The following is a 20,907-nucleotide window of genomic DNA, read 5'->3' as shown; positions in this document are numbered from 1 at the left end:
GAAAAAACTCATGGTGGACAAGATTGTTAAGGACAAAGTGCTGTGTTACATCTTTCGTGACGGACGGTTGCTGGGCGGGCGATCCCGTTGTCAGGCGCCGTACGGGTGAGCCGTCCTGGCCTCCCGGAGGCGGCGCGCCCACCAGGTGATCTGGTCCAGCAGAATCTTGGCCGCGAGGTTCACGGTCTCGGCGTCACGCGGGGTGCCGTTCTCGTCGAACTGCGAGTGCGCCATTGTGAAGCTCACGGTCTCGCGGATCGTGACGGCGTGGAGCTCGGCGAAGACGGCGCGGAGCTGTTCCACCGAGCGCAGGCCACCGGAGACGCCGCCGTAGGAGACGAAGCCGACCGGCTTGGCCTGCCATTCGGGGTGCACCGAGTCGATGGCGATCTTGAGCGGTCCCGGGTAGCCGTGGTTGTACTCGGGCGTGATCACCACGAACGCGTCGGCGGCGTCGATTCTGGCCGCGAACGCGCGCACCTCGGGGGAGTCGTACTCGCCGGTGGAGACCGGTCGTGCCTGCCCGGTCGCCGGGAGCGAGATCTCGGCCAGGTCGATGACGTCGACGACGAGGTCCTCGTGCTGTCTGGCCTGGCCGAGGAACCAGTTCGCCACGGTCGGGCCGAACCTGCCCTCCCGCACGCTGCCGATGATTACGGCGAGCCGGAACGGGTCATCAAACATCCGGTTTCTCCTTTTTAAAGGAACTGCCTGCCTGCTGGAATATCATTCAGGCTAGAACCTGAATATTTATTGATGTCAAGGAAGGGGCGAGGGGGCCGCATGAGTGATCTGCCGGAGGAGCTCAGCGTTGGAGAACTCTCCGTACGCAGCGGCGTTTCGGTGTCCGCTCTGCATTTCTACGAACGGCAGGGGCTCATAACGAGCCGCCGCACGGAAGGCAACCAGCGACGCTATCGGCGCGACGCGCTGCGCCGGGTGGCCCTCATCCGCATCGCGCAGCGCGTGGGGATACCGCTGGCCGAGATCGGCGCCGCCCTCGGGGACCTGCCGGACTCGCGTCCCCCCACGCGGCGGGACTGGGAGCACATGTCCATGCGGTGGCGCAACCAGCTCGACGCCCGCATCCGCGAGCTCCAGAGACTGCGCGATGACTTCACCGACTGCGTCGGGTGCGGGTGCCTGTCGATCAACCGATGCCTGCTGGCCAACCCGGACGACGTGCTCGGCAGGCTCGGCTCGGGGCCGCGGCGCCTTCTGGAGGGAGTCGGTGAGGTGCGGCTGTCCGACGAGGTGTGAACCGGTGAGGCGCGAGGGGCCGCCGTGAACCGGCGGGCCCTGAGGGCCCCGCCGGACGCGCGGCGCGCATCCGGACGGGACCGCGGGGTCACCGGGAGGCGAGGACGAACTCGCGCTGCCGTACCTCGATGTGGTGAAGGCGGAAACCGCGTGCCCGGTAGTTCGCCACGGCGTTGCCGTGGTCATGGGAGGAGGTGCGCAGCCACACCCTGCCGATCGGTGTGCCGTCCACCGGCGCGAACTCCCAGGCCAGCCGCGTGACGAGGGTCAGCAGGTGCCCCCCGATGCCCACGCCGACGAACTCGGGGGCGAGCCCGAAGAACTCGATCTCCACGGCGCCTCCCGGCTGAGCCTGGAGCTGCGCCAGCCCCGCCACCTGACCGTCGACCTCGGCGATCCAGGTCCGCACTCCCGGCCGCTCCAGGTGCTCCCACCACGTGTCGGACGACCACAGCAGCGACGGCCAGCCGTGCGGCCAGGCCACCCGGTCGTGGACCTCGCGGATCGCCTGGAGGTGCTCCGTCCCCACCTCCCACAGGGTCACATGCCGCCGGGGCACCCTGGCCGCCCGCAGTTCTTCGGGGGAGGTCAGCTCCAGATGGCTGACGATCTCCTCGACGAACATCTCATCCTCCCGTCAGGTCGGTCGCGCGCCCGTCAGGCGGGTTGGGTCTCGGCGAAGTCGCGTGCCCCGTGCAGCCACGCGACCTTCTCGTACAGCTCCTCGGCCGAGAGCGAACGGAGCATCTCGTTCCTGGCCTTCGCCTCGTCCCCGGCGGGGTGGTACACGCGGGTTCCCATCTCCCGGGCCGCCCACTGCGCCGCCGCCGTGCGCTCGCGCCGTACCGCGTTGAACTTCTGCAACCGCTGGACGAGGTCGTCGGTCGGGCAGTCGAGCATCGACCCCAGCGCCACGGCGTCCTCGAGCGCGGTGCAGGCGCCCTGGGCGGCGTACTGCAGCATCGGATGGGCGGCGTCGCCCATCAGCACGACCCGGCCGTCGGTCCAGGTGTCGGTGGGGTCCCGATCGCACAGCACCCAGGTCCGCCAGTCGTCGCCCAGGTGGAGCAGCCTGCCGGCGGCCGCGCTCAGCTCCGCGAACTCCTCGCGGACCAGCGCGGTCGGCACCGGGACTCCGGCGACCGCGTGGGCGGCGCCGTCGTCCTTGATGGCGGCCAGGTTGAGGTACACGCCTCCGGCGATCGGATAGTGCACGAAGTGCCATCTGGGACCCGCCCAGAGCGTGACGGTGTTCCACCTCAGCTCCGCGGGGACCCGCTCCATCGGGATGAGGCAGCGGTAGATCGTGTGTCCCGACACCTTGGGCTCGCCGTCGCCGACGACCTGGCGCCGGATCGCCGAGCGGATGCCGTCGGCGCCGACCAGCACGTCCCCGGTGTGCCGCTCACCGGTCGCCAGCACCGCCGTGACTCCGGCGGCGTTCTGCTCATAGCCCGAGACGGGGGCGCCCGGGCGCAGCTCGATCGCCGCCGTCCTCCGGCAGGCGTCCAGCAGCGGCTGGTACAGGTCGCTGCGGTGGACCACCGCGTAGGGGTTGCCGAACCGCCGCCGGTAGGCGTCGTCCAGTGGCATGCCGGCGATTCGCTCCCCGGTGGTCCCGTCCATGAGGCGCAGCTCGTCGATGTAGACGGCCAGGTCGCGCACCTGGTCGCCGACCCCGAGCAGGTCGAGCGCGTGGAAGGCGTTGGGGGCCAGCTGTATCCCGGCACCCAGCTCGGTGAACTCCGCGTTGCGCTCCAGGACGCGAACCCGGTGCCCGCGTTCCGCTGCGGACAGGGCGGTGGCGAGGCCGCCGATGCCGCCTCCCACGACCAGAACGGTCGCCATGGTGTGATTCCTTCCTCGACGTGGTCGGGCCGTCATCCGCCGGCGGGGCGGTCGGCCAGCAACTCGGTGAGCAGGTCACGGATGATCCGTACGCCGTCCCGGCTCAGCACTGACTCGGCGTGGAACTGGATGGACCGGAACCCGGGCCCGCGCAGCGCGTAAACCTCGCCGGTCGAGGGGTCCCGGCTGACCTCGATGACGCCGGAGACCCCCTCGTGCTCGCACTTGTCCGCCTCGGAACGGGCCGTGTAGCTGTTGTAGAAGCCGACCCGCACGCGGTCGCCGAACAGGTCGATCTCGCGCTGCACCCCCTGGTTCGGCTCGGGCCTGCGCACTAGAGGGAAGCCAAGAATCCCGCTGAGCACCTGGTGGCTGAGACACACCGCCAGGAACGGCCGCCGCGCGTCGAGCAGCCGCCTGATCGTCTCGCCCAGGCGCGCGATCTTGGGGTCGTCCACGTCCCGGGGATCTCCCGGCCCGGGTCCCATCACGACGAGGTCGTGACCGTCGGCCGGGTGCGGTTCGTCGTGGCGGCGCAGGGTCACCGACAGGCCCAGCGAGCCGAGCACGTGCCTGATCATCGAGGTGAAGTCGTCCTCGGCGTCGACGACCAGCACCCGCCGCCCGGCCAGCTCGGGCCGCCGGTCCGGTGGTGCCTCTCGAGACGGCCCGGCCGTCTCTGACGTGGGCCAGGAAGCCGCCGCGGTCACCGCGGTCGCCGACGTGCCACCGGGCCGCAGCCAGAACGGCGACAGCCACTCGTTGCGCCGTTCGAGCGCCGCCCTGACCCGGGGGTCCGCGTCGAGCCCGCCGGAGCCCTCCAGCTCCAGCGCGGCCAGCAACCCCGCCGCCTTCGCGCGCGTCTCGGCGACCTCGGACTCCGGGTCGGAGTGGCGCACCAGTGTGGCGCCGACGCCGATGATCATGCGCCCTTCCGCGTCGATGTCCGCGGTGCGGATGAGGATGGCCGAGTCCATCAGCCGGTCGCCGCGGGCGTCGCGGCCGATGAGCGCCGCGACGCCGCTGTAGTAGCCCCGGCCGCCCGGCTCGTACCGGCTGATCACCCGGCACGCGTTCTCCAGCGGGCTGCCGGTCACGGTCGGGGCGAACATCGTCTCGCGCAGGATGTCCTGTACGGCGCGCGAGGTGCGGCCCTCGATGAGGTACTCGGTGTGCGCGAGCCTGGCCATCTCCTTGAGCCGGGGACCGACGAGCCGCCCGCCCGCGTCGCACACGCGCGACATCATCTTCAGCTCCTCGTCGACCACCATGTAGAGCTCGTCGGTCTCCTTCTGGTCGCCGAGGAAGCGGACCACCTCGTCCAGGTCGGGGCCGGACGGCGGGTACCGGTAGGTGCCGCTGATCGGGTTCATGACCGCGAGTCCCTCACGCACGCTGATGTGCCGTTCCGGGGTCGCCCCCACCAGGGTTCGACCGCGGGCGTGGTGGACGAACGTCCAGTGGGTGCCCGTCTCCAGGGTCAGCAGCCGCCGGAAGAAGGTCAGCGCGGCCGTGGGCGAGTAGCCGGGGATGTCGGCGACGAACGAGCGCTTGATGACGAAGTTGGCGCCCTCGCCCCGCCCGATCTCATCTCGGACGACCTTGCGCACCAGCCGCGCGTAGGCGTCGTCGTCCACGTCGAAACGGGCGTTCTCCACGGTGACGGGCACGTCCGGGAGCTGTTCCAGCGCCTCGCCGACCGTGAGACGCCCTTGCTGCCCGATGCTCATCACCGTCAGCGGCGTGCCGTCGTCGGCGCAGGCGAAGCCGCGCTCGGCGATTTGCCGGAAGGGGATGAGCACGAACACCTCGTGCCGGGCACCCGCGGCCGGTTCCGTGGGAAGGGGGATGTCGGCCAGGGAGGCGATGGACGAGACGTCGCCGATGAGCACCTCGACCCCGTCACCGCCGTCCGGGTCACGGCGGTTGAGCAGGGTGAAGGGCGGTGGGTCGGGAGCCGTGACGCGTCGCAGCAGGGACCGCGCGGCGGCCGTCTCCGGGGTCATGTCGGCTTCCCCGCCGTCTTGGGAGCCGCGTCGAGCCCCCTCAGCACGGCCGAGGTCGTGACGACGGCCGCGGACCTGGTGGCCGCGTACTCCAGCGCCAGCCGGTGGTGGTCGGCGGAGAAGTCGGCCACCGCGTCGGCGACGAGAAACGACCTGACGTCGAAGGTGAGCGCGTCCACCGTCGTCATCAGCAGCCCGACGTGGGCGTAGACCCCGCAGCAGATGAGCTGGTCGCGGCCGCTGTCACGGAGGCGGTCCAGCAGGTCGGTCTTGTGGAAGGCACTGTAGCGCCACTTGGTCAGGATCCAGTCGGAGGGTTCGGGGGTCAGCTCCGGTACGACCTCCCGGTGCTCGGGCGCGACGGTCATGCCCGGACCCCAGAAGTCCTTGAGCAGGCCGCGCTGCTCGGGTGTCATCCCGCCGGGTTGCGCGGTGTAGGCGACGGGGACGCCGAGCTCGGCACAGCGCCTCCGGATGAGTGCGGCGTTGCGGACCAGCTCAGGCAGCGGGGAGCGCCCTGCGAAGGGCCGCAGGAAGTACCGCTGCATGTCGTGGACCAGCAGGACCGCGCGGTCCGGGTCCAGTCGCCAGTCGGCGGTGTTGGCGGGCAGCTTGTCCGCCTCGGGCATCGGGTAGGGAAGGATCTCGGGGATTCCCATCTGTCACCTCTGTTCTGGATGCTCTAGACGCCGAGGGTGGCGCCGCCGTCGACCGTGAGGTCGTGCATCGTGATGTGCGCGGCCTGGTCGGACAGCAGGAAGAAGACGGCGTCGGCGACGTCGGAGGGGAGTGCGAGCTTTCCCAGCGGGATGCCGACGCGGAACAGTTCGGGTTTTCCGTCGAGCGAGGCGCGGATCGCGTCGCCGCCGTCCCAGAGCGACCTGAGCATCGGGGTGTCGGTCGACCCTGGGGCGACGAGGTTGCACCTGATGCCGTGTCTGGCCGTCTCCAGTCCCAGGCACTTGGTGAATATGGTCGCGGCGGCCTTCGAGGCGGAGTAGGCGCCCATCCCGAAGCGGGCGGTGCCCGCGACGTTGGACGCGACCGTCACCACGGCCCCGCGCCCGCGGGAGACCATCCTGGCGACCACCGCGCGGGAGACGATGAACACCCCGGTCGCGTTGACCGCGAACGTCTCCGTCCAGTCCTCGTCGCTGAGGGAGAGCACCTCGCCGGCGCGCAGTATCCCGGCGGCGTTGACCAGGTAGCCGATCGGCCCCAGCTCGCGCTCGATCCGGTCGACCGTGGCCCGCACCTCGGCCGTGGAGGTGACGTCCGCTGGGTAGCCGGTGACGGGCTGTGACTCGCCGCGCAGCTTCTCGACCGCGGTGTCCAGCCGTTCCGCGTCACGGTCGACCGCGGCCACGGTGACGCCGTGTTCGCCGAGGAGCCGGGCGACCGCCTCGCCGATGCCTCCCGCGGCGCCGGTGACCAGGGCGACTTGTGCCGCGCTTCCTTCGCTTTCCTTGTGCTCGCGCAGATTCATTTCGCTCCTGACTGGTAGCGGTATGGACGACCGGGTCAGCCGTGCCAGGCGGAGACGACAGAGACCGCCTGCTCCGCGTTGAGCCGGGGATCGCACAGGCTCGTGTACGCGTCGGGCAGGCTGTTCATCCCGGCCTCGTCGGAGACGCATTCGGTCACCTCGTCCGGGGTGGCCTCCAGGTGCAGCCCGCCCGCGACGGCGCCCTCGCCGATGACCACGGTCTGGAACTCCGTGACCTCCCGCGTCATGCTGTCCAGGCGTCGGGTCTTCCGGCCGCCGGGACCGGTGATCGTGTTGCCGTGCATCGGGTCGCACAGCCAGATGCACAGGGGGCGGATGGCACGTACGGCGGAGACGAGGGCCGGGAGCCGCTCGGCGACCTTGTCGGCGCCCATGCGCGCGATGAAGGTCAGCCGTCCCGGCTCGCCGTTCGGGTCGAGCCGCTCGCACAGGGCGAGCAGTTCCTCGACGGTGGCGCCGGGCCCCACCTTGCACGCCACCGGATTGGCCATCGCGGAGAGCAGGTCGACATGGGCTCCCCCCACTTGACGGGTCCGCTCGCCGATCCAGGGCCAGTGGGTCGAGGACAGGAACAGTTCGTCCCCGGCCTGGCGCACCATCGGCAGCTCGTAGTCGAGAAGCAGTGCCTCGTGACTGGTCCAGACGTACTCGGGGGCCCGCGTGTTACGGTCGCGCAGCACGTCCATCGCGGCGCTCGCCGCCCAGTAGCCCGCCAGGATGCGCTTGGGGTCCGGGCGGCGCAGCTCGGGGTCCGGTTCCGGGCCGTTCACCAGGTGGCCCAGATAGACGGGGATCTCCTGTCCCGCGACGTTCTCGGTCGGGTTGGAGCGTGGCTTGCCGAACTGCCCGGCGATCCGGCCGACGCACAGGACCGGTTTGCCCGACCGTGCTCGCATCACCTCGGCCAGCCGGCCGAGCAGCGCCGCCTTGCGCGTGACGTGGCCGGAGGTGCACTCCGCCGGATCCTCGGCGCAGTCCCCGGCCTGGAGCACCTGCCGTTCGCCGTGGGCCACTTCGGCCAGCAGGCCGGACAGCGCGCCCACCTCCTGCCTGGAGACCAGGACCGGCAGTTCGGTGAGCTGGGCCCTGATCTGCTGGATGACTTCGGGGTCCTCCCAGCGCGGCTGGTGCCGCGCCGGCAGCGAGCTCCACGATTCGGTGCGAATTCCGCCATTGATAGTCACGCGATCACCTGTCCTGAAGCGGTTTCCACCAGGCGGGATTTCCCCGATACCATTCCACGACTTCGCGGAGACCATGGTCGATCGAATGCCGGGGCTCGTATCCCAGCTCCGTACGGATTTTTCCGTCGTCCAGGGAGTAGCGAATGTCATGCCCTTTTCTGTCGGCGACTTTCCGTACCATTCGCCAGTCTGCTCCGCAAAGCTCAAGAAGCTTTTCCGTCATGTCCCTGTTGGACATTTCCGCGCCGCCGCCGATGTTGTAGACCTCTCCCGGCCTGCCGCGGGTCAGCACGAGGTGGATGCCGCGGCAGTGGTCGTCGACGTGCAGCCACTCACGCCGGTTGAGCCCGTCCCCGTACAGGGGTACGGGCCGCCCGCTGAGCAGGTTGGTGACGAACAGCGGAATCAGCTTCTCGACATGCTGGTACGGGCCGTAGTTGTTGGCGCAGCGCGTGATGCGCACGTCGAGGCCGTGCGTGCGCCAGTAGGCGCGGGCGAACAGGTCGGCGGACGCCTTCGACGCCGAGTAGGGCGAGTTGGGCAGCAGCGGCTCGTGTTCGGTCCACGACCCCGACTCGATCGTGCCGTAGACCTCGTCCGTCGAGACCTGGACCACGGTGCGCACCCCGGCCCGCAGCGCGGCGTCGAGCACCTCCTGGGTGCCGAGGACGTTCGTCCGCACGAACTCGGCGGGTCCGGCGATCGACCGGTCGACGTGGGACTCGGCGGCCATGTGGACGACCGCGTCGTGGCCGGGAAGCACCCGGTCGAGCAGTGGCCGGTCACGGACGTCGCCCTTGACGAAGGTCAGGCGGGGGTGGCCGATGGGCAGGTTCCTGGTCGAGCCCGCGTACGTCAGCGCGTCCAGCACGGTCACGTGCGCGTCCGTGTGCTCCGGGTACCCGCCCGTCAGGAGCGTGCGGACGTAGTGCGAGCCGATGAATCCGGCGGCGCCGGTGACGAGGATCCTCATGCCGCGACCCAGGCGCGCGTGTGGTCACCGATGATCAGGTGGTTGGCCTCTGTCCGGCCCGCCGCCCGCACGTCGGTCCAGCGTCCGATGATCGACCCGCGCAGCCGGGGGACGCCCGTCACGTGGGCGCCCTCCAGGACGATGGACTCCTCGATGTCGGCGTCCTGGACGACGCAGTCGCGCCCCAGCGCGGTGCCGGGACCGATCCGGCTGTCGCCGACGTGGGACCCGGCCCCGATGACCAGGGGGCCGACCAGGTGGGAGCGGGTCACTACGGCGCCGGGCTCGATGACGACCGTGCCGCGCACGGTGCTCTCCCCGTCGACCGTGCCCCGGATGTCGCCGGAGAGCCGCTCCAGCAGCACTCGGTTGCACTCCAGGAGTTCGTCGATGCTGCCGGTGTCCTTCCAGAAGCCGGTGTGCTCCTGGGCGATGACGGTCCTGCCCCGTTCCACGAGGAACTGCAAGGCGTCGGTGATCTCCAGCTCGCCGCGCGCGCTCGGGCGGATCGAGCGGACCGCCTCGTGGATCGCGGGGGTGAAGAAGTAGACGCCGGTGACGGCCAGGTCGCTGCGCGGTTCGCGCGGCTTCTCCACCAGGGCCCTGACCACCCCGTCCCGATCTACCTCGGCCACCCCGTACTGCCGTGCGTCGGGAACTTTGACGACGGTGACCTGGGCGTCCGGCCTGCGCGCGGCGAACGTCGCCGCGCTGGCCTCGATCCCCTCGGCGAAGACGTTGTCCCCGAGGTACATGACGAAGTCGTCGTCGCCGAGGAAGTCGGCCGCGACGGAGACACAGTGCGCCAGGCCGAGGGGCTCGGCCTGGCGGATGTAGGTGATGCGCAGCCCGAGGCCGGAACCGTCGCCGACCACCGAGCCGATCTCCTCGGCGTGGTCGCCGACCACGACGCCGACCTCGCGCACACCGATGTCGCGGATGTTCTCCAAACAATGGATCAATACCGGCTTGTTGGCCACCGGCACCAGCTGCTTGGCCATGGAATAAGTGAAGGGCCGCAGCCGGGTGCCCTTTCCTCCGGAAAGCACCAGCGCTTTCATCGCTACCTCTCGCTTGGCGAGTCGAATGGCATTACGGCGATCTGTCACCACAATGCCCGACGACGCCCGGGAGGTATTCAAGGAATTCTAGAGGATTCCCAGACTGGCTGGTCGTTCGAAGTTTTGAATTATGCGGAAACGCTTTCCGCGGCCGGCTGCCGTGCGGCGGGCCCACCGCGCAGCATGAGCGCACACAGCAGCATGGACAGCAGCGCGAGGCCCGCCATCGACCACAGCACCACCTGGAGCCCCTCGGTGAAGCCTGGGTCGGTCAGCCGGCCTTCGGTGGTCGCGGCCAGTACGGCGCCGCACACCGCGATGGCGACGGTCTCGCTGGCCAGCCGCGCGGTGTTGAGCATGCCCGCGGCGGTGCCGGCCCGGTCGACCGAGACGCTGCTGATCGCCACCCCGTCGATCAGCCCGGTCGAGGCGCCGACGCCGAGCCCGATCGTCAGCAGCGGCCCCGCGAGGCCGAGCGTTCCGGTTTTCGGCCCTGCCAGCGCCAGCCAGGCCGCGCCGACGCCGACCATGACGACCGACAGGATGACGATGGCCGCGGGCGGCACCCACTTGGTGATCAGCCCGCTCAGCGAGGGCAGGACGAGCGTCGGGGCGGTGAGCATGATCAGAATGGCGCCCGCCTGTTGCGGGCTCATCTCCAGCACCTGGGTGAAGTAGGAGGGCAGGTAGATCAGCAACGGTATGAGCACGCAGAGGATCGTCGCCGCCGCCGTGGAGAAGGCCAGGAAACGCGGGCTGGAGAGCAGGCCCAGGTCGAACATCGGGTCCGGCTTGCGCCGTTCGATCCCGACGAACGTCACGAAGAGCACCACGGAAATGGCGAACGCCGCCAGAGGTAGTGGTGAGGTCCACCCGAGGGAGGGCCCCTCGACGAAACCGGTGATCAGCAGCAGCAGGGACAGGGTGAACGTGACGGCCCCCCCGGTGTCGATGCGGCGTGCCGTCGAGTCCCGCGATTCGGGCAGCAGGGGCACCATGGCGAGCACGATGAGGGCCGCCGCGGCCGGCAGGCCGAACACCATGCGCCATCCGAACGCGCTGATCAGCAGTCCGGCGATGGTGGGGCCGAAGGCGAGCCCCACCCCGAGCGTGGTGCCGAACAGGCCGAAGACGCGGGCGCGGGCGGGGCCCTCGAACGAGGAGGCCAGTAGCGCGGCCCCGCTCGCCGCCGCGGCCGCCGCGCCCGCGCCCGCGATGGCGCGGACGATGTCGAGCAGCACGATGTTCGTAGCGACGATGCTCAGCACGCCGGTGACGGCGAACACCGCGACCCCGGATGCGTAGACCCGGCGCCTGCCCACGAGGTCCGCCAGCGAGCCGGCGGCCAGCATGAAGCTGGCGAAGGTGGCGTTGTAGCCGTTCACCACCCACTGGACGGGCGCGAGCTGCGCGCCCAGGTCCGCGGCGATGTCCGACAGTGCAACGGAGGCGCCGGTCAATGTCATCGGCAGGGAGACGCTGGACAGCAGGACGGCTACAAGAACGAAGATCGGCTTTTTCCGCATGTTTCTCCTGTTCGGAGTGGAAAAATCCCGGACTCTCCCTAGCCTGTAGCCTCAACAAATATTGAGGTCAAGGGGTCGCGTTCGAGGCCGACGGCTCCTCCGCTCGTGTCGTCGCCGGACGCCGCGGCGGCCGGCCGATCAGGGTGTGCACGAGCGCCGCGGCGGCCGCGCAGATGCCCGCGACGCACCACAGGACGACGTGCCAGGACTCGGTGAACTGGCGGGCGTGCAGTTCCTGGCCGGGGCCGCTGAGATCGCCCGCGGCGATCTGCCCGGCCAGCTCGGCCGAGCCGACGCGCGCCTGGATCAGCGCGACCAGGAGCGTGCCGAACACGGCGATGACGAGCGCCTCACCGCTGTTGCGGACGGTGTTGAGGAACCCCGCGGCCATGCCGACCCGGGTGGGCTCGACATGGTTCATCGCCTGCGCGTCGGTGATCCCGAACGAGATGCCCATGCCGACGCCCACCGTCAGCAGCGGTCCCAGGAGCGACAGGCCCCCGACCCCCGGCGCCAGCACGGTGAGCCAGGCATTGCCGCCGGCCACCAGCAGCAGGGCCAGTGTCATCAGGCCGCGCGCCGGGACGCCCCGGTTGACCAGCCAGCCGCCGAACATCGGCACCGCCATGATCGGCGCGGTCATCATCAGCATCGTCAGTCCCGCGTCCCGGGCCGAGACGCCGTTGACTCCCTGGAAGTAGATCGGCAAATAGACCAGGGTGCCGACGAAACCGACCGAGGTGAACAGGGTCCCCAGGGTCCATCCCATGAAGCGGGCGTTCCTGATCATGGCCAGGTCCAGTACCGGGTGCGTACGGCGCCGCTCGACCGCCACGAACATCACCAGCAGCGCGGCTCCGGCGGCGAGGCCCGCGGGTCCGCCCCAGCCTCCTAGGGGCAGCTGGATGAGGCCGTACATCAGCGAACCGAGACCGGCGACGAAGGTGATCACCCCGGGCCGGTCGACGCTGGGCCGCTCGGCGGCCCTGGACTCGGGAGCGAAGACGCTGCCTGCCAGGATCACCGCACCGACCAGTACGAACACCAGGAAACTCGGCCGCCAGCCCAGCTGGGTGACCAGCCAGCCGGCCAGGAAGGGGCCGGCCACGACGCCCGTGCCGCCCGCCATGCCCATGGCGGCGAACGCCCGCGTGCGCGCGGTGTCCTCGAAGGCGGCGGCGAGCAGCGCGCCGCCGCACGCCATGACGCCGCCCGCACCGATCCCGGACAGCGCGCGTGCCGCGTCGAGCAGCAGGATGTTCTGGGCCGCTGCGGTCAGCAGCGACCCGCAGGTGAACAGCAGGGTGGCCGCCACGAACGTGCGGCGGCGGCCGAACAGGTCCGCGAGCGAGCCGCAGACCAGGGTGAAGGCGGACAGCGCCAGGTTGTAGGCGGTGATGGCCCATTGCAGGCTCGCGCCGGAGGCGTTCAGGTCCAGTCCGATCCGTGGCAGCGCGATCCCCGTCCCGGCGATGGACATCGCGACGGCGAAGACCCCCACCAGGACGATCGCGAGCGTGATCGTGGAGTTGGACCGGCTTCTCTCCCCCCGGCGGACGGCCGTCGGCAGAGCGCTCATAGAGTCGCCAGCACCTCCCGCAGCGCGCTGATCACCTTGTCCTGGAGATCTGCGGACAGCGAGGAGTACATGGGCAGTGAGAAGATCTCGTCGGCGAGCTTCTCGGTGTACGGCAGCGAGCCCTGGCCGTACCCCAGGTGGGCGAACCCGGTCATGGTGTGCACCGGCCACCGGTAGCTGACGTTCAGCATGACGTCGTAGGACTTCATCCGCTCGATGATCTCGTCGCGCCGCGGGTGACGGACCACGTAGAGGTAGTACACGTGGTCGTTGCCCTCGGCGATCTCGGGCAGGATCAGCTCGGTGTCGGAGAGCGCCTCGGCGTATCGCGCGGCGACGCGGCGACGGTCGGCCAGGTAACGGTCGAACCTGCGGAGCTTGCGCCGCAGGATCTCCGCGTGCACCTCGTCCAGCCTGCTGTTGTGGCCGGGGGTGGTGACGACGTAGTACTCCTTGTCCATCCCGTAGTAGCGCAGCCTGCGCAGATTCGCCTCGACCTCGGGGTCGGAGGTGATCGTGGCGCCGCCGTCGCCGTAGGCGCCCAGCACCTTCGTGGGGTAGAACGAGAAGGCGGCGGCCTTGCCCATCGTGCCCGCGAGGCGCCCGTGGTGCCGCGCCCCGTGCGACTGGGCGCAGTCCTCGAAGATGGCCAGGCCGTGTTCGCGGGCCAGTTCCTCCAGCGGCGCCATATCGACGCACTGCCCGTAGAGGTGGACGGGCAGGAGGCAGGAGGTGCGCTCGGTGATTGCCGAGGCGACCTGGTCGGTGTCCATCAGGTAGGTCCGCGGGCAGATGTCGACGAAGACCGGGGTCGCGCCGACCTGGTCGATCGCCACGATCGTGGGCGCGGCGGTATTGGAGACGGTGATGACCTCGTCGCCCGGGCGGACACCGAGCGCGCGCAGCCCCAGCACGATGGCGTTGGTGCCGTTGTCGCAGCTCACACAGGCGTCGACGCCATGGTAGGCCGCATACTCCCGCTCGAAGCTCCGCACGCTCTCACCGAGTATGAGCTGGCCCGAGCGGAAGACGGTGTCCACCGCGTCGAGGATCTCCTCCCGCTCGTTCTCGTACTCCTGGCGGTAGTCCCACACGTACATGGTCATCTGCGCGTTCCACCTTTCCGGGACAGGTCGAGGAAACGCAGGCAGGCCATGAGGCTGCGCGCCTCGACGTTGACGTGATTGCCGTAGTGCCCGAACCCGGCCAGCCTCTCGGCGTCCATCCAGAGGAAGTCCTCGCCGGCGTGGTCCGGGAAGTCGTCGCCGACCTCGACGATGAGATAGCGGTTCTCCGCGTGGTAGAGGCGCCCGCCCTCCTCCGAGTACACGACGTCCAGCAGTCTCCGGGAGGCCGGGGCCGACAGCACGTGGTCCAGGAAGGGCGGCTTGCGGTCGGCGTCGTAGTTGCCCGGCGCGCACTGGACGGTCGGGGCGATCTCGACCACGTCGAGGGTGCCCGCCTGGGTCTCCACCTGGACCAGTAGCTGCAGCTCGCCGTCGTCCTGCGTGCCTCCGGCGGACGGGGCGCGCCGAGCCAGGAAGGCGACGATCCCCCGCTCGCACGGGGCGATCATGGGCTGGTCCCAGCCGGTGACCTCGCGGTTGTCGATCTCGACGGTCACCCCGATGACGGAGAAGTACCGGTCCAGCTCATGGCTGATGCGTTCGGGCGAGCGCAGCCAGCCCTTGACCTCGTTGAGCGGGATCTGCTTGCGAGTGAGCGTGCGACGCTCCTTGGCCTCGGTGAACCAGCTCATCGCGGCGGCGTCGTCTCCGGGCGACGGCTCCTGCCTCTTGGGGGACGGGAATCCGGACAGCACGGTTCGCGTGTCCATGTTGATCAGGTTGTCGATGAGCATCAGCTCGCCGATCTGGTCGCCGGTCAGCCAGCAGAACCCGGGAAGCACGGGGACGTCGCCGGTCACCTCGACGAGCATGTTGCGGTTGCGTTTGTGCAGGAACCATGAGCCCTGCTCGGACTGCAGGACGTCCGCGATCATCCGGCCCTGGCGGGGAGCCTGGAAGTACTCCAGATATGGCACCGGCTTGCCGCCGTGGACCCGGGTGTAGTTGCTCCTGGTGGCTTGCACGGTCGGCGACAGCTGGACCGGGCGGACATTGCCCGGCTCCATCTTGGCCTGGAGCAGGAAGTGGGGCACACCGCCGAACCTCTTGACCAGGATTCCCAGGATTCCCGACTCAGGCTGGACGATGATCGGCTGCGCCCACGACCTGGTCGGCCCGTGGCCGGTGCCGACGGTCAGCCCGTCGATGGAGAAGAAACGGCCGCTGCTGTGCCTGATCGTGCCGAGCTCGGGATGGGACGACCAGCCGGCCAGCTCGTCCAGGGGGGCGAGCCGTACGCGGAACGAGTGGCTGCGCTCCTGTTCCCCCAGCCAGTCGTGGAAATCCTCGATCCGTTGAAACATGATCACCTGCCTCCTTTCCTGTTCGGTCACAGGTAGGCAGGATCAGGATTCGGCACGCCGCTAAAGGAAGCTCCGCGTCACGCTAGAGGATCACTGAGGCCACTCCGAGCAGGGCAGGTCAGGTCAGACACAGGCGTCCTCGGGCAGCCAGGTGTCCTCGGTCATCAGCATGCCCCTGCCGGAAACCGACGTCCCGTACCCGTTCCTGAGCGGGACGGGGGTGGGCGGGCAGGTGGACTTCCGCAGGACCTCCACCTGTCCCGAAGCGAGGGCTCCCATCCGCGCCAGGACGTCCAGCGCCTGGTGACGGCTGTCCTGGGCGCGCTCCGGCCAGCCGAGCTGTTCGAGGCTCTGGGCCATGTCCCACAGCAAGCCGGCCTCACCGTGCCACTCGCCCACCTCCCTGGCGCACGCGAGCGCCCGGCTGTAGTAGCAGGCGGCCGGGCTGTGCTCGCCCGCCTCCGAGTGGATTCTGGCGAGGCTGGCCAGCTGGTAGTACTCCCCGTGCCGGTAGCCGAGAGCCTGGGCCAGGGTGGCGCCGTGACGGAAGTGCTCCGCGGCCCGGTCGCTGTGTCCCTGCCGCTCCTCGAGCAGGCCGAGCTGGTGCAGGACGAGCACCTCGTCGTGGCGCTCCTCCAGAGGCCGCAGGAGGCTCAGGCTGCGTTCGAAATGGTCGGCCGCCTTGGTGATCTCGCCCCGCCGCGCCAACTGAGCGCCTGTCTCGTACAGGGCTCTGGCCTGGCCGCCGAGGTCGTTCGTCGTGCGATAGATGTCGAAGGCCCGGTGGATGTGCGCGAACATCCGCTCGTCGCGCTCGATCAGGCTGTGGCAGCAGGCCAGGGTCAGATGCGCCCGCGCCTGCGCCCTGACGTCGCCGACGCGCCCGGACAGGGCCAGGACGATCTCGCTGAGCACGCAGCAGTCCTGCAGGTAGCCGCGGACCCGGAGCGGCCCGGAGATCACGGCGGCCAGGCGGATGGCCATGCGTTCGTGCGCGCCGGGAATCGCGGCGGCCTGCCGGACGGTGGCCACGATGTTGGCGCGATGCACGTCGAGCCAGTCGATCGCCTTGGTGGGGGAGTCCAGCTCGGCGTGGAGACCTGCGGCGAACTCGGCCCCGCCCGCGGGAGACCTGCGCTCCTCCTCGCTGAGCCACCGGACGTTGAGCTGGTCGAGCAGTGTGGTGACGCGCAGTCCCGCGGCGACGTAGTAGTTCATCACGCGCAGCAGCGCCTCGTCCCGCTCGGCCTTGGTCAGGTGCAGGGTGGCCTGCTCGCGGGCGAACAGCTGTATGAGGTTGTGTATCTGGTAGCGGCGGGGATGCGGCGACTCCAGCAGGCGGGCGTCGAACAGGCTCTCAAGGGCCTCCTCGCAGCGGCGCTGGGGCAGGCCGGTGAGCGCGGCGGCGAGGGGGACGGTGACGACCGACCAGCGCGGAACCCCGAGGAAGCGGAACACGTGAACCGGCTCGCGTCCCGAGGGGGTGCTCTCCAGGTCCTGGGAGCTGATGGCGAAGCTGGTCCGCACCGCCAGATCATGGATCTTCAGTTCGTCGAGGCGGTGCTGCTCGCTCTCCAGCTTGTCGGCGAGGAAACGCAGCGGCCAGCTCGGCCGGTGCGCCAGCCGGGCCGCCGCGATGCGCAGTGCCAGCGGCAGCCTGCCGCACAGCCGGACGATGCGCAGCGCCTCCTCCTGCTCGGCGGCCATGCGGTTGCGCGTGACCACCCTGGCCAGCAGGGCCAGCGAATCCTCCTCGGACATGGCCTCCAGGTGGTGGCCGGCGCCTCCGAGCATCGGCAGCGCGCGGCGGCTCGTCACAAGCACGGCACAGGACCTGGCGGGCAGCAAGGTGCGGACCTGCGTTTCCGTCCAGGCGTTGTCCAGCACGAACAGCATGCGGCGGTTGGCGGTGATGGACCGGAAACGGGCCGATGCCTCGGCCACGTCGCCGGGCACGGCGAGGGGGGAGACGCCCAGCGAGCGGAGCATCCGTCCAAGCGTCTCGCCCGGCGCGGGCGGCTGGGACGCGCCTCCCGTGCCCTGCAGGTCGACATAGGCCAGACCGTCGGGGAAGCGGTCCGCCAGCTGATGCGCGAGGTGGATCGCCAGCTCCGACTTACCGACGCCGCCCACTCCGTCGATCACCACGACCCGGGAGCCGTCGGTGTCGAGCAGCAGCTTCTCGATCTTGGCCAGGTCCGTCTTCCTGCCCGCGAAGGCGCCGACACCGCGGAAGAGCTCGTTTGGCAGGGTGTTCGACCTCTCGTCTTCGCGGTCGTCCCGCCGGGCCGTCCCGTTCACGGAGGCCGTCCCGTTCACGGAGGCCGTTCCGTTGACGGAGGCCGTCCTGTCACCCGGAGGCGGCGTGGTGTCGGTGAGGATCATCTGCTGCAGGGCCCGGAGTCTGCTGCCGGGCTCAAGGCCCAGCTCCCTGGCCAGCACCTCACGCGCCCGCCGGTACGCCTCCAGCGCGTCGGCGCGGTGACCCGCGGCGTAGAGCGCCCGCATGAGCTGGGCCCACATCCCCTCTCTCAGGGGATGCTCGCTGAGCACGACGCGCAGGTCGCTCAGCACCTCGGCGTGCCTGCCCAGGCGGATGCGCACCTCGACGTGGGCCTCGGCGGCCAGCAGCCTGCTCTCCGCGAGCCTGCTCGCCTCCGCGCCGAGCGCCGGCGTCGGCGGCACGTCCAGGAACGGAGCTCCGCGCCAGAGCGAGAGAGCCTCGGCCAGCAAGGTCTCGGCCTCTCCCAGCTTGCCGTGGTTGAGCATGGCCAGCCCCTGCGCGGCCAGGTTCTCGAAGCGCGTCGCGTCGGTGGGCTCGGTGGGGGAGACCAGCTCGTAGCCCGCCGTACGGGTTATGACGACCTCCCGCCCGCCGTCGCCGAGCGCCCTGCGCAGCTGCAGTACGTAACCCCGGATCAGCGCGGTCGCGGAGGTCGGCGGATCGTCCGGCCACAACTCGGCGATGAGCCGCTCGGTCGTGACCAGCTGGCCGGCTTTCATCATGAGCAGGGCGAGCAGGGTCCGAGGCCGGGAACCCGGTACCGGGCACCATCCAGCTCCCGCACGGAAGCCCACGTGTCCTAGACAACGGAACTGCACCCGCATCCCCCTAAATGGCTTCTGAATTGTGGATAACGTCGCACCCGTCTTTCTGTGATCCGATGCCGAGGCCAGGACCGCGCGGTCCACGTGATGTCGTCCCATGATCAAGCCCGCGCTGTGCTCGACCCGAAGTTGCCGTCCGGCTCGGCGCCGCCTTCATTGATAAACAAGAAATCAACGAGGTGTCAATGGGTACATGTCATCCTGGACGGGTCCCTGGCCGGATGCCGTCATCGCGTAGGCATAGAAAGCCCAAAAAAGCGAGACCCAGCAAGGACTTCTCTGGTGCACACTTAGCAAAGACGGGCTGATAGCGCTCACCGCACTACGGGGTCGCCATCCGGTAAATGACGTCCGTGGAGGTACCATGCGCTTCGGAGTGCTCGGTGCTCTGGTGATGCACGACAATGGGGTGAACTGCCTGCCCAGCGCCCCCAAGCAGCGTCAGCTGCTATCGCTGCTTCTGGTGAATGCTAACCGATTTGTATCGATGGATGCCTGCATTGAAGAGCTATGGGCGACGGACCCGCCACGTACGGTGATACCTACGTTGCAAACCTACATACTTCAGATCCGGAAATCACTCGCTGTGTCACCGCAAGTGGGTTCGGTCGCCAAGGCGCACAAGCAACTGGTCACGGGAAAGCGCGGCTACCACCTTACCGTCCCGCCGCACTCCCTCGATTTAACAGAATTTGAACTATGGGCGCGAGCGGGACGCGAAGCCGCACGACGGCAGAATGACGTGGAGGTCGTGGGCCATCTGCGCAAGGCCCTGGCAGAATGGCGCGGCCCCGCGCTCAGCGACGTGCACACCGGCCTTCATCTGCGCGCTCATGCCGACAGCCTGGAGGAGGCCAGGATCGCGGCCCTTGAACAGTGCTTCGAGGCTGAGCTGCGGCTGGGCTACCACCAGGACATTCTCAGCGAGCTGTGCGTCATAGCGGTGCAGCATCCGCTCAACGAGAAGCTGCAGGCCCAGTACATGCTGGCGCTGTACCGGTCGGGACGGCAGGCGCAGGCGCTGGAGATCTTCACCCGGCTGCGCCAGACGCTCGCCGAGGAGCTCGGCATCGGCCCGTCGCTTCCCGTACGGCGGCTGCACACGGCGATACTGTCGGCCGACACGGAGCTGGAACTGACCCCCCAGCCCCTCGCCCGCTGACCGCCTATCACGCCGTACGGGCCGATTCCCGCCACGCACCCCCCAATTCTCCACCTGCGGCTCTGTTCGCCCTCTAAGAGGTCCCGAGGCACGACGCATAGCTTCCCCGTATGAGAATCCTGTTCCTCGCCGGTGGAAGTCCGGCGACCGTTTTCGCGCTCATCCCCCTGGCCACTGCGGCCCGCAACGCCGGTCATGAGACCTTCGTGGCGTCGACCGAGGCCATGATGCCGGTCGTGGCGGGCTTCGGCCTGCCGGCCGTGCCGGTGACGTTCTTGGGAATGCTGGACTTCCTGGCGAAGAACCGCGACGGTGAGCCGCTGGAATGGCCGACCGACCCGGTGGAGCACATGGCCTTCATCGGCCGCGGTTTCGGCAGGCTGGCGGCCGCCAGCCAGCCCGCGCTGCTGCGGCTGGCCGAGAGCTGGCGTCCGGACGTCGTCGTGGGCGGCATGCTCAGCTTCGGCGCCGCGCTGTTCGCCCGGTACCTGGGCGTGCCGTGGGTACGCCACACCTGGGACTCCGGCGAGCCGCCGGAGTCCGACCGCGGAGCCGAGCAGGAGCTGGCCCTCGAACTGGCCGGGCTTGGGCTCGGCGGGCTGCCCGACCCCGACCTGTTCGTCGAGCTGTGCCCGCCGAGCCTGCGCCCGCCCGGCGCGGGACCCGCCCAGCAGATGCGCTACATCCCCTGCGCTCCGCAGCGCAGGCTGGAGCCGTGGATGTACACCAAGGGCGATCGCCGCCGCGTCATGGTGACCGCCGGTGCCCGGGTGAACCGCGAACAGTACCTCGACTTCCTGCGCGGCCTGGCCGAGAAGGTCGCCAAGCTGGACGTGGAGATCGTGATCGCGACGCCCGACGAGGTCGCGGCGGACGCCGCCGCCGGGCTGGACAGGGTGCGGGCGGGTTGGATGCCGCTGAACGTCATCGGCCCGACCTGTGACCTGTTCGTGCACCACGCGGGCGGCGGCACCTCGCTGATGGGCATGAGCATGGGAGTCCCCCAGCTCCTGATGCCGAACATGGCCGCCTCCATCGGCCCCTCCGAGCGGCTCACCGACTACGGCGCGGCGCTCATGCTCACACCGGGTGAGGAGGACGGTGTCGAGGAGGTCGTCTCCCGCTGCCGCGAACTGCTCGACAACCCCTCCTACACCAACAGGGCACGCGAACTCGCCGCGGAGATCCAGGCGCAGCCCTTGCCGACCGAGGTGCTGGAGACCGTAGTGGAACTGGCCGGGCGCTGACCCGGCGGGGAGGGA

The 20,907-nt window shown here is 69.6% G+C and carries 17 protein-coding genes; 3 read left to right on the top strand and 14 right to left on the bottom strand.

The window, feature by feature from the left end:
- Positions 1–90: 90 nt before the first annotated feature.
- Complete coding sequence (locus tag AB0395_RS40755) at positions 91–684, bottom strand: NAD(P)H-dependent oxidoreductase (RefSeq protein ID WP_366291244.1); 594 nt, start codon at positions 682–684, stop codon at positions 91–93.
- A gap of 99 nt (positions 685–783) precedes the next feature.
- Between AB0395_RS40755 and soxR the strand changes: the two genes are divergently transcribed.
- On the top strand, positions 784–1,260 hold the full coding sequence (gene soxR / locus AB0395_RS40750; RefSeq protein ID WP_366291241.1) for a redox-sensitive transcriptional activator SoxR: 477 nt from the start codon (positions 784–786) through the stop codon (positions 1,258–1,260).
- An 88-nt stretch (positions 1,261–1,348) separates the two neighbouring features.
- On the opposite strand, the gene AB0395_RS40745 is transcribed toward soxR, so the two are convergent.
- The 13 genes from AB0395_RS40745 to AB0395_RS40685 form a co-directional block, all read right to left on the bottom strand.
- On the bottom strand, positions 1,349–1,885 hold the full coding sequence (locus AB0395_RS40745) for a GNAT family N-acetyltransferase (RefSeq protein WP_366291238.1): 537 nt from the start codon (positions 1,883–1,885) through the stop codon (positions 1,349–1,351).
- 32 nt (positions 1,886–1,917) lie between these two features.
- Positions 1,918–3,108 (bottom strand): 3-hydroxybenzoate 6-monooxygenase, encoded by a 1,191-nt coding sequence (locus AB0395_RS40740; protein WP_366291235.1) that lies wholly within the window; start codon positions 3,106–3,108, stop codon positions 1,918–1,920.
- 32 nt (positions 3,109–3,140) lie between these two features.
- The gene (locus tag AB0395_RS40735; protein ID WP_366291233.1) at positions 3,141–5,114 is read right to left on the bottom strand and encodes an anthranilate synthase family protein; all 1,974 of its coding nucleotides are present in this window, start codon (positions 5,112–5,114) and stop codon (positions 3,141–3,143) included.
- Positions 5,111–5,773 carry an isochorismatase family protein gene (locus tag AB0395_RS40730; RefSeq protein WP_366291230.1) on the bottom strand — a complete coding sequence of 221 codons (663 nt, stop codon included), beginning with the start codon at positions 5,771–5,773 and terminating at the stop codon, positions 5,111–5,113. Before AB0395_RS40730 ends, AB0395_RS40735 begins: the two co-directional genes overlap by 4 nt.
- 23 nt (positions 5,774–5,796) lie before the next feature.
- Positions 5,797–6,600, bottom strand: coding sequence for a 2,3-dihydro-2,3-dihydroxybenzoate dehydrogenase (locus tag AB0395_RS40725; RefSeq protein WP_366291228.1), 804 nt, complete (start codon positions 6,598–6,600; stop codon positions 5,797–5,799).
- Positions 6,601–6,635: 35 nt separating this feature from the next.
- Positions 6,636–7,805 carry a 3-deoxy-7-phosphoheptulonate synthase gene (locus AB0395_RS40720; RefSeq protein ID WP_366291226.1) on the bottom strand — a complete coding sequence of 390 codons (1,170 nt, stop codon included), beginning with the start codon at positions 7,803–7,805 and terminating at the stop codon, positions 6,636–6,638.
- A gap of 4 nt (positions 7,806–7,809) precedes the next feature.
- Positions 7,810–8,778 (bottom strand): dTDP-glucose 4,6-dehydratase, encoded by a 969-nt coding sequence (gene rfbB / locus AB0395_RS40715; RefSeq protein WP_366291224.1) that lies wholly within the window; start codon positions 8,776–8,778, stop codon positions 7,810–7,812.
- Positions 8,775–9,839, bottom strand: coding sequence for a glucose-1-phosphate thymidylyltransferase (locus AB0395_RS40710; protein WP_366291221.1), 1,065 nt, complete (start codon positions 9,837–9,839; stop codon positions 8,775–8,777). The genes rfbB and AB0395_RS40710 overlap by 4 nt, the downstream gene beginning before the upstream one ends.
- Positions 9,840–9,967: 128 nt before the next feature.
- Positions 9,968–11,365, bottom strand: a complete 1,398-nt coding sequence (locus tag AB0395_RS40705; RefSeq protein ID WP_366291218.1) for an MFS transporter — start codon at positions 11,363–11,365, stop codon at positions 9,968–9,970.
- Between the two features lie 67 nt (positions 11,366–11,432).
- Positions 11,433–12,944: an MFS transporter gene (locus AB0395_RS40700; protein ID WP_366291215.1), complete on the bottom strand. Its 1,512-nt coding sequence runs from the start codon at positions 12,942–12,944 to the stop codon at positions 11,433–11,435.
- A complete protein-coding gene (locus AB0395_RS40695; RefSeq protein ID WP_366291212.1) occupies positions 12,941–14,050 on the bottom strand; it encodes a DegT/DnrJ/EryC1/StrS family aminotransferase in 1,110 nt (369 codons plus the stop codon). The genes AB0395_RS40700 and AB0395_RS40695 overlap by 4 nt, the downstream gene beginning before the upstream one ends.
- The gene (locus AB0395_RS40690) at positions 14,047–15,375 is read right to left on the bottom strand and encodes an NDP-hexose 2,3-dehydratase family protein (RefSeq protein ID WP_366291210.1); all 1,329 of its coding nucleotides are present in this window, start codon (positions 15,373–15,375) and stop codon (positions 14,047–14,049) included. Before AB0395_RS40690 ends, AB0395_RS40695 begins: the two co-directional genes overlap by 4 nt.
- Before the next feature lie 123 nt (positions 15,376–15,498).
- Positions 15,499–18,483: a BTAD domain-containing putative transcriptional regulator gene (locus tag AB0395_RS40685; RefSeq protein ID WP_366291207.1), complete on the bottom strand. Its 2,985-nt coding sequence runs from the start codon at positions 18,481–18,483 to the stop codon at positions 15,499–15,501.
- Positions 18,484–18,847: 364 nt separating this feature from the next.
- Here AB0395_RS40685 and AB0395_RS40680 point away from each other — a divergent pair, with 364 nt between their 5' ends.
- Together AB0395_RS40680 and AB0395_RS40675 are read left to right on the top strand one after the other, a co-directional pair.
- Positions 18,848–19,645 (top strand): AfsR/SARP family transcriptional regulator, encoded by a 798-nt coding sequence (locus tag AB0395_RS40680; protein ID WP_366291204.1) that lies wholly within the window; start codon positions 18,848–18,850, stop codon positions 19,643–19,645.
- Between the two features lie 110 nt (positions 19,646–19,755).
- Entirely contained in the window at positions 19,756–20,892 is a 1,137-nt protein-coding gene (locus AB0395_RS40675) for a nucleotide disphospho-sugar-binding domain-containing protein (RefSeq protein ID WP_366291202.1), read from the top strand.
- Positions 20,893–20,907 lie beyond the last annotated feature (15 nt).

This window comes from Streptosporangium sp. NPDC051023, from assembly GCF_040689595.1.
Taxonomy (GTDB): Bacteria; Actinomycetota; Actinomycetes; order Streptosporangiales; family Streptosporangiaceae; genus Streptosporangium.
This window is presented reverse-complemented; position numbering and strand designations above follow the sequence as displayed.

What these genes read in the sequence shown, in the direction of transcription:
- AB0395_RS40755 (WP_366291244.1), bottom strand. Translation starts at nt 684, where the DNA reads ATGTTTGATGACCCGTTCCGGCTCGCCGTAATCATCGGCAGCGTGCGG.
- soxR (WP_366291241.1), top strand. Translation starts at nt 784, where the DNA reads ATGAGTGATCTGCCGGAGGAGCTCAGCGTTGGAGAACTCTCCGTACGC.
- AB0395_RS40745 (WP_366291238.1), bottom strand. Translation starts at nt 1,885, where the DNA reads ATGTTCGTCGAGGAGATCGTCAGCCATCTGGAGCTGACCTCCCCCGAA.
- AB0395_RS40740 (WP_366291235.1), bottom strand. Translation starts at nt 3,108, where the DNA reads ATGGCGACCGTTCTGGTCGTGGGAGGCGGCATCGGCGGCCTCGCCACC.
- AB0395_RS40735 (WP_366291233.1), bottom strand. Translation starts at nt 5,114, where the DNA reads ATGACCCCGGAGACGGCCGCCGCGCGGTCCCTGCTGCGACGCGTCACG.
- AB0395_RS40730 (WP_366291230.1), bottom strand. Translation starts at nt 5,773, where the DNA reads ATGGGAATCCCCGAGATCCTTCCCTACCCGATGCCCGAGGCGGACAAG.
- AB0395_RS40725 (WP_366291228.1), bottom strand. Translation starts at nt 6,600, where the DNA reads ATGAATCTGCGCGAGCACAAGGAAAGCGAAGGAAGCGCGGCACAAGTC.
- rfbB (WP_366291224.1), bottom strand. Translation starts at nt 8,778, where the DNA reads ATGAGGATCCTCGTCACCGGCGCCGCCGGATTCATCGGCTCGCACTAC.
- AB0395_RS40710 (WP_366291221.1), bottom strand. Translation starts at nt 9,839, where the DNA reads ATGAAAGCGCTGGTGCTTTCCGGAGGAAAGGGCACCCGGCTGCGGCCC.
- AB0395_RS40705 (WP_366291218.1), bottom strand. Translation starts at nt 11,365, where the DNA reads ATGCGGAAAAAGCCGATCTTCGTTCTTGTAGCCGTCCTGCTGTCCAGC.
- AB0395_RS40700 (WP_366291215.1), bottom strand. Translation starts at nt 12,944, where the DNA reads ATGAGCGCTCTGCCGACGGCCGTCCGCCGGGGGGAGAGAAGCCGGTCC.
- AB0395_RS40695 (WP_366291212.1), bottom strand. Translation starts at nt 14,050, where the DNA reads ATGACCATGTACGTGTGGGACTACCGCCAGGAGTACGAGAACGAGCGG.
- AB0395_RS40690 (WP_366291210.1), bottom strand. Translation starts at nt 15,375, where the DNA reads ATGTTTCAACGGATCGAGGATTTCCACGACTGGCTGGGGGAACAGGAG.
- AB0395_RS40685 (WP_366291207.1), bottom strand. Translation starts at nt 18,483, where the DNA reads ATGCGGGTGCAGTTCCGTTGTCTAGGACACGTGGGCTTCCGTGCGGGA.
- AB0395_RS40680 (WP_366291204.1), top strand. Translation starts at nt 18,848, where the DNA reads ATGCGCTTCGGAGTGCTCGGTGCTCTGGTGATGCACGACAATGGGGTG.
- AB0395_RS40675 (WP_366291202.1), top strand. Translation starts at nt 19,756, where the DNA reads ATGAGAATCCTGTTCCTCGCCGGTGGAAGTCCGGCGACCGTTTTCGCG.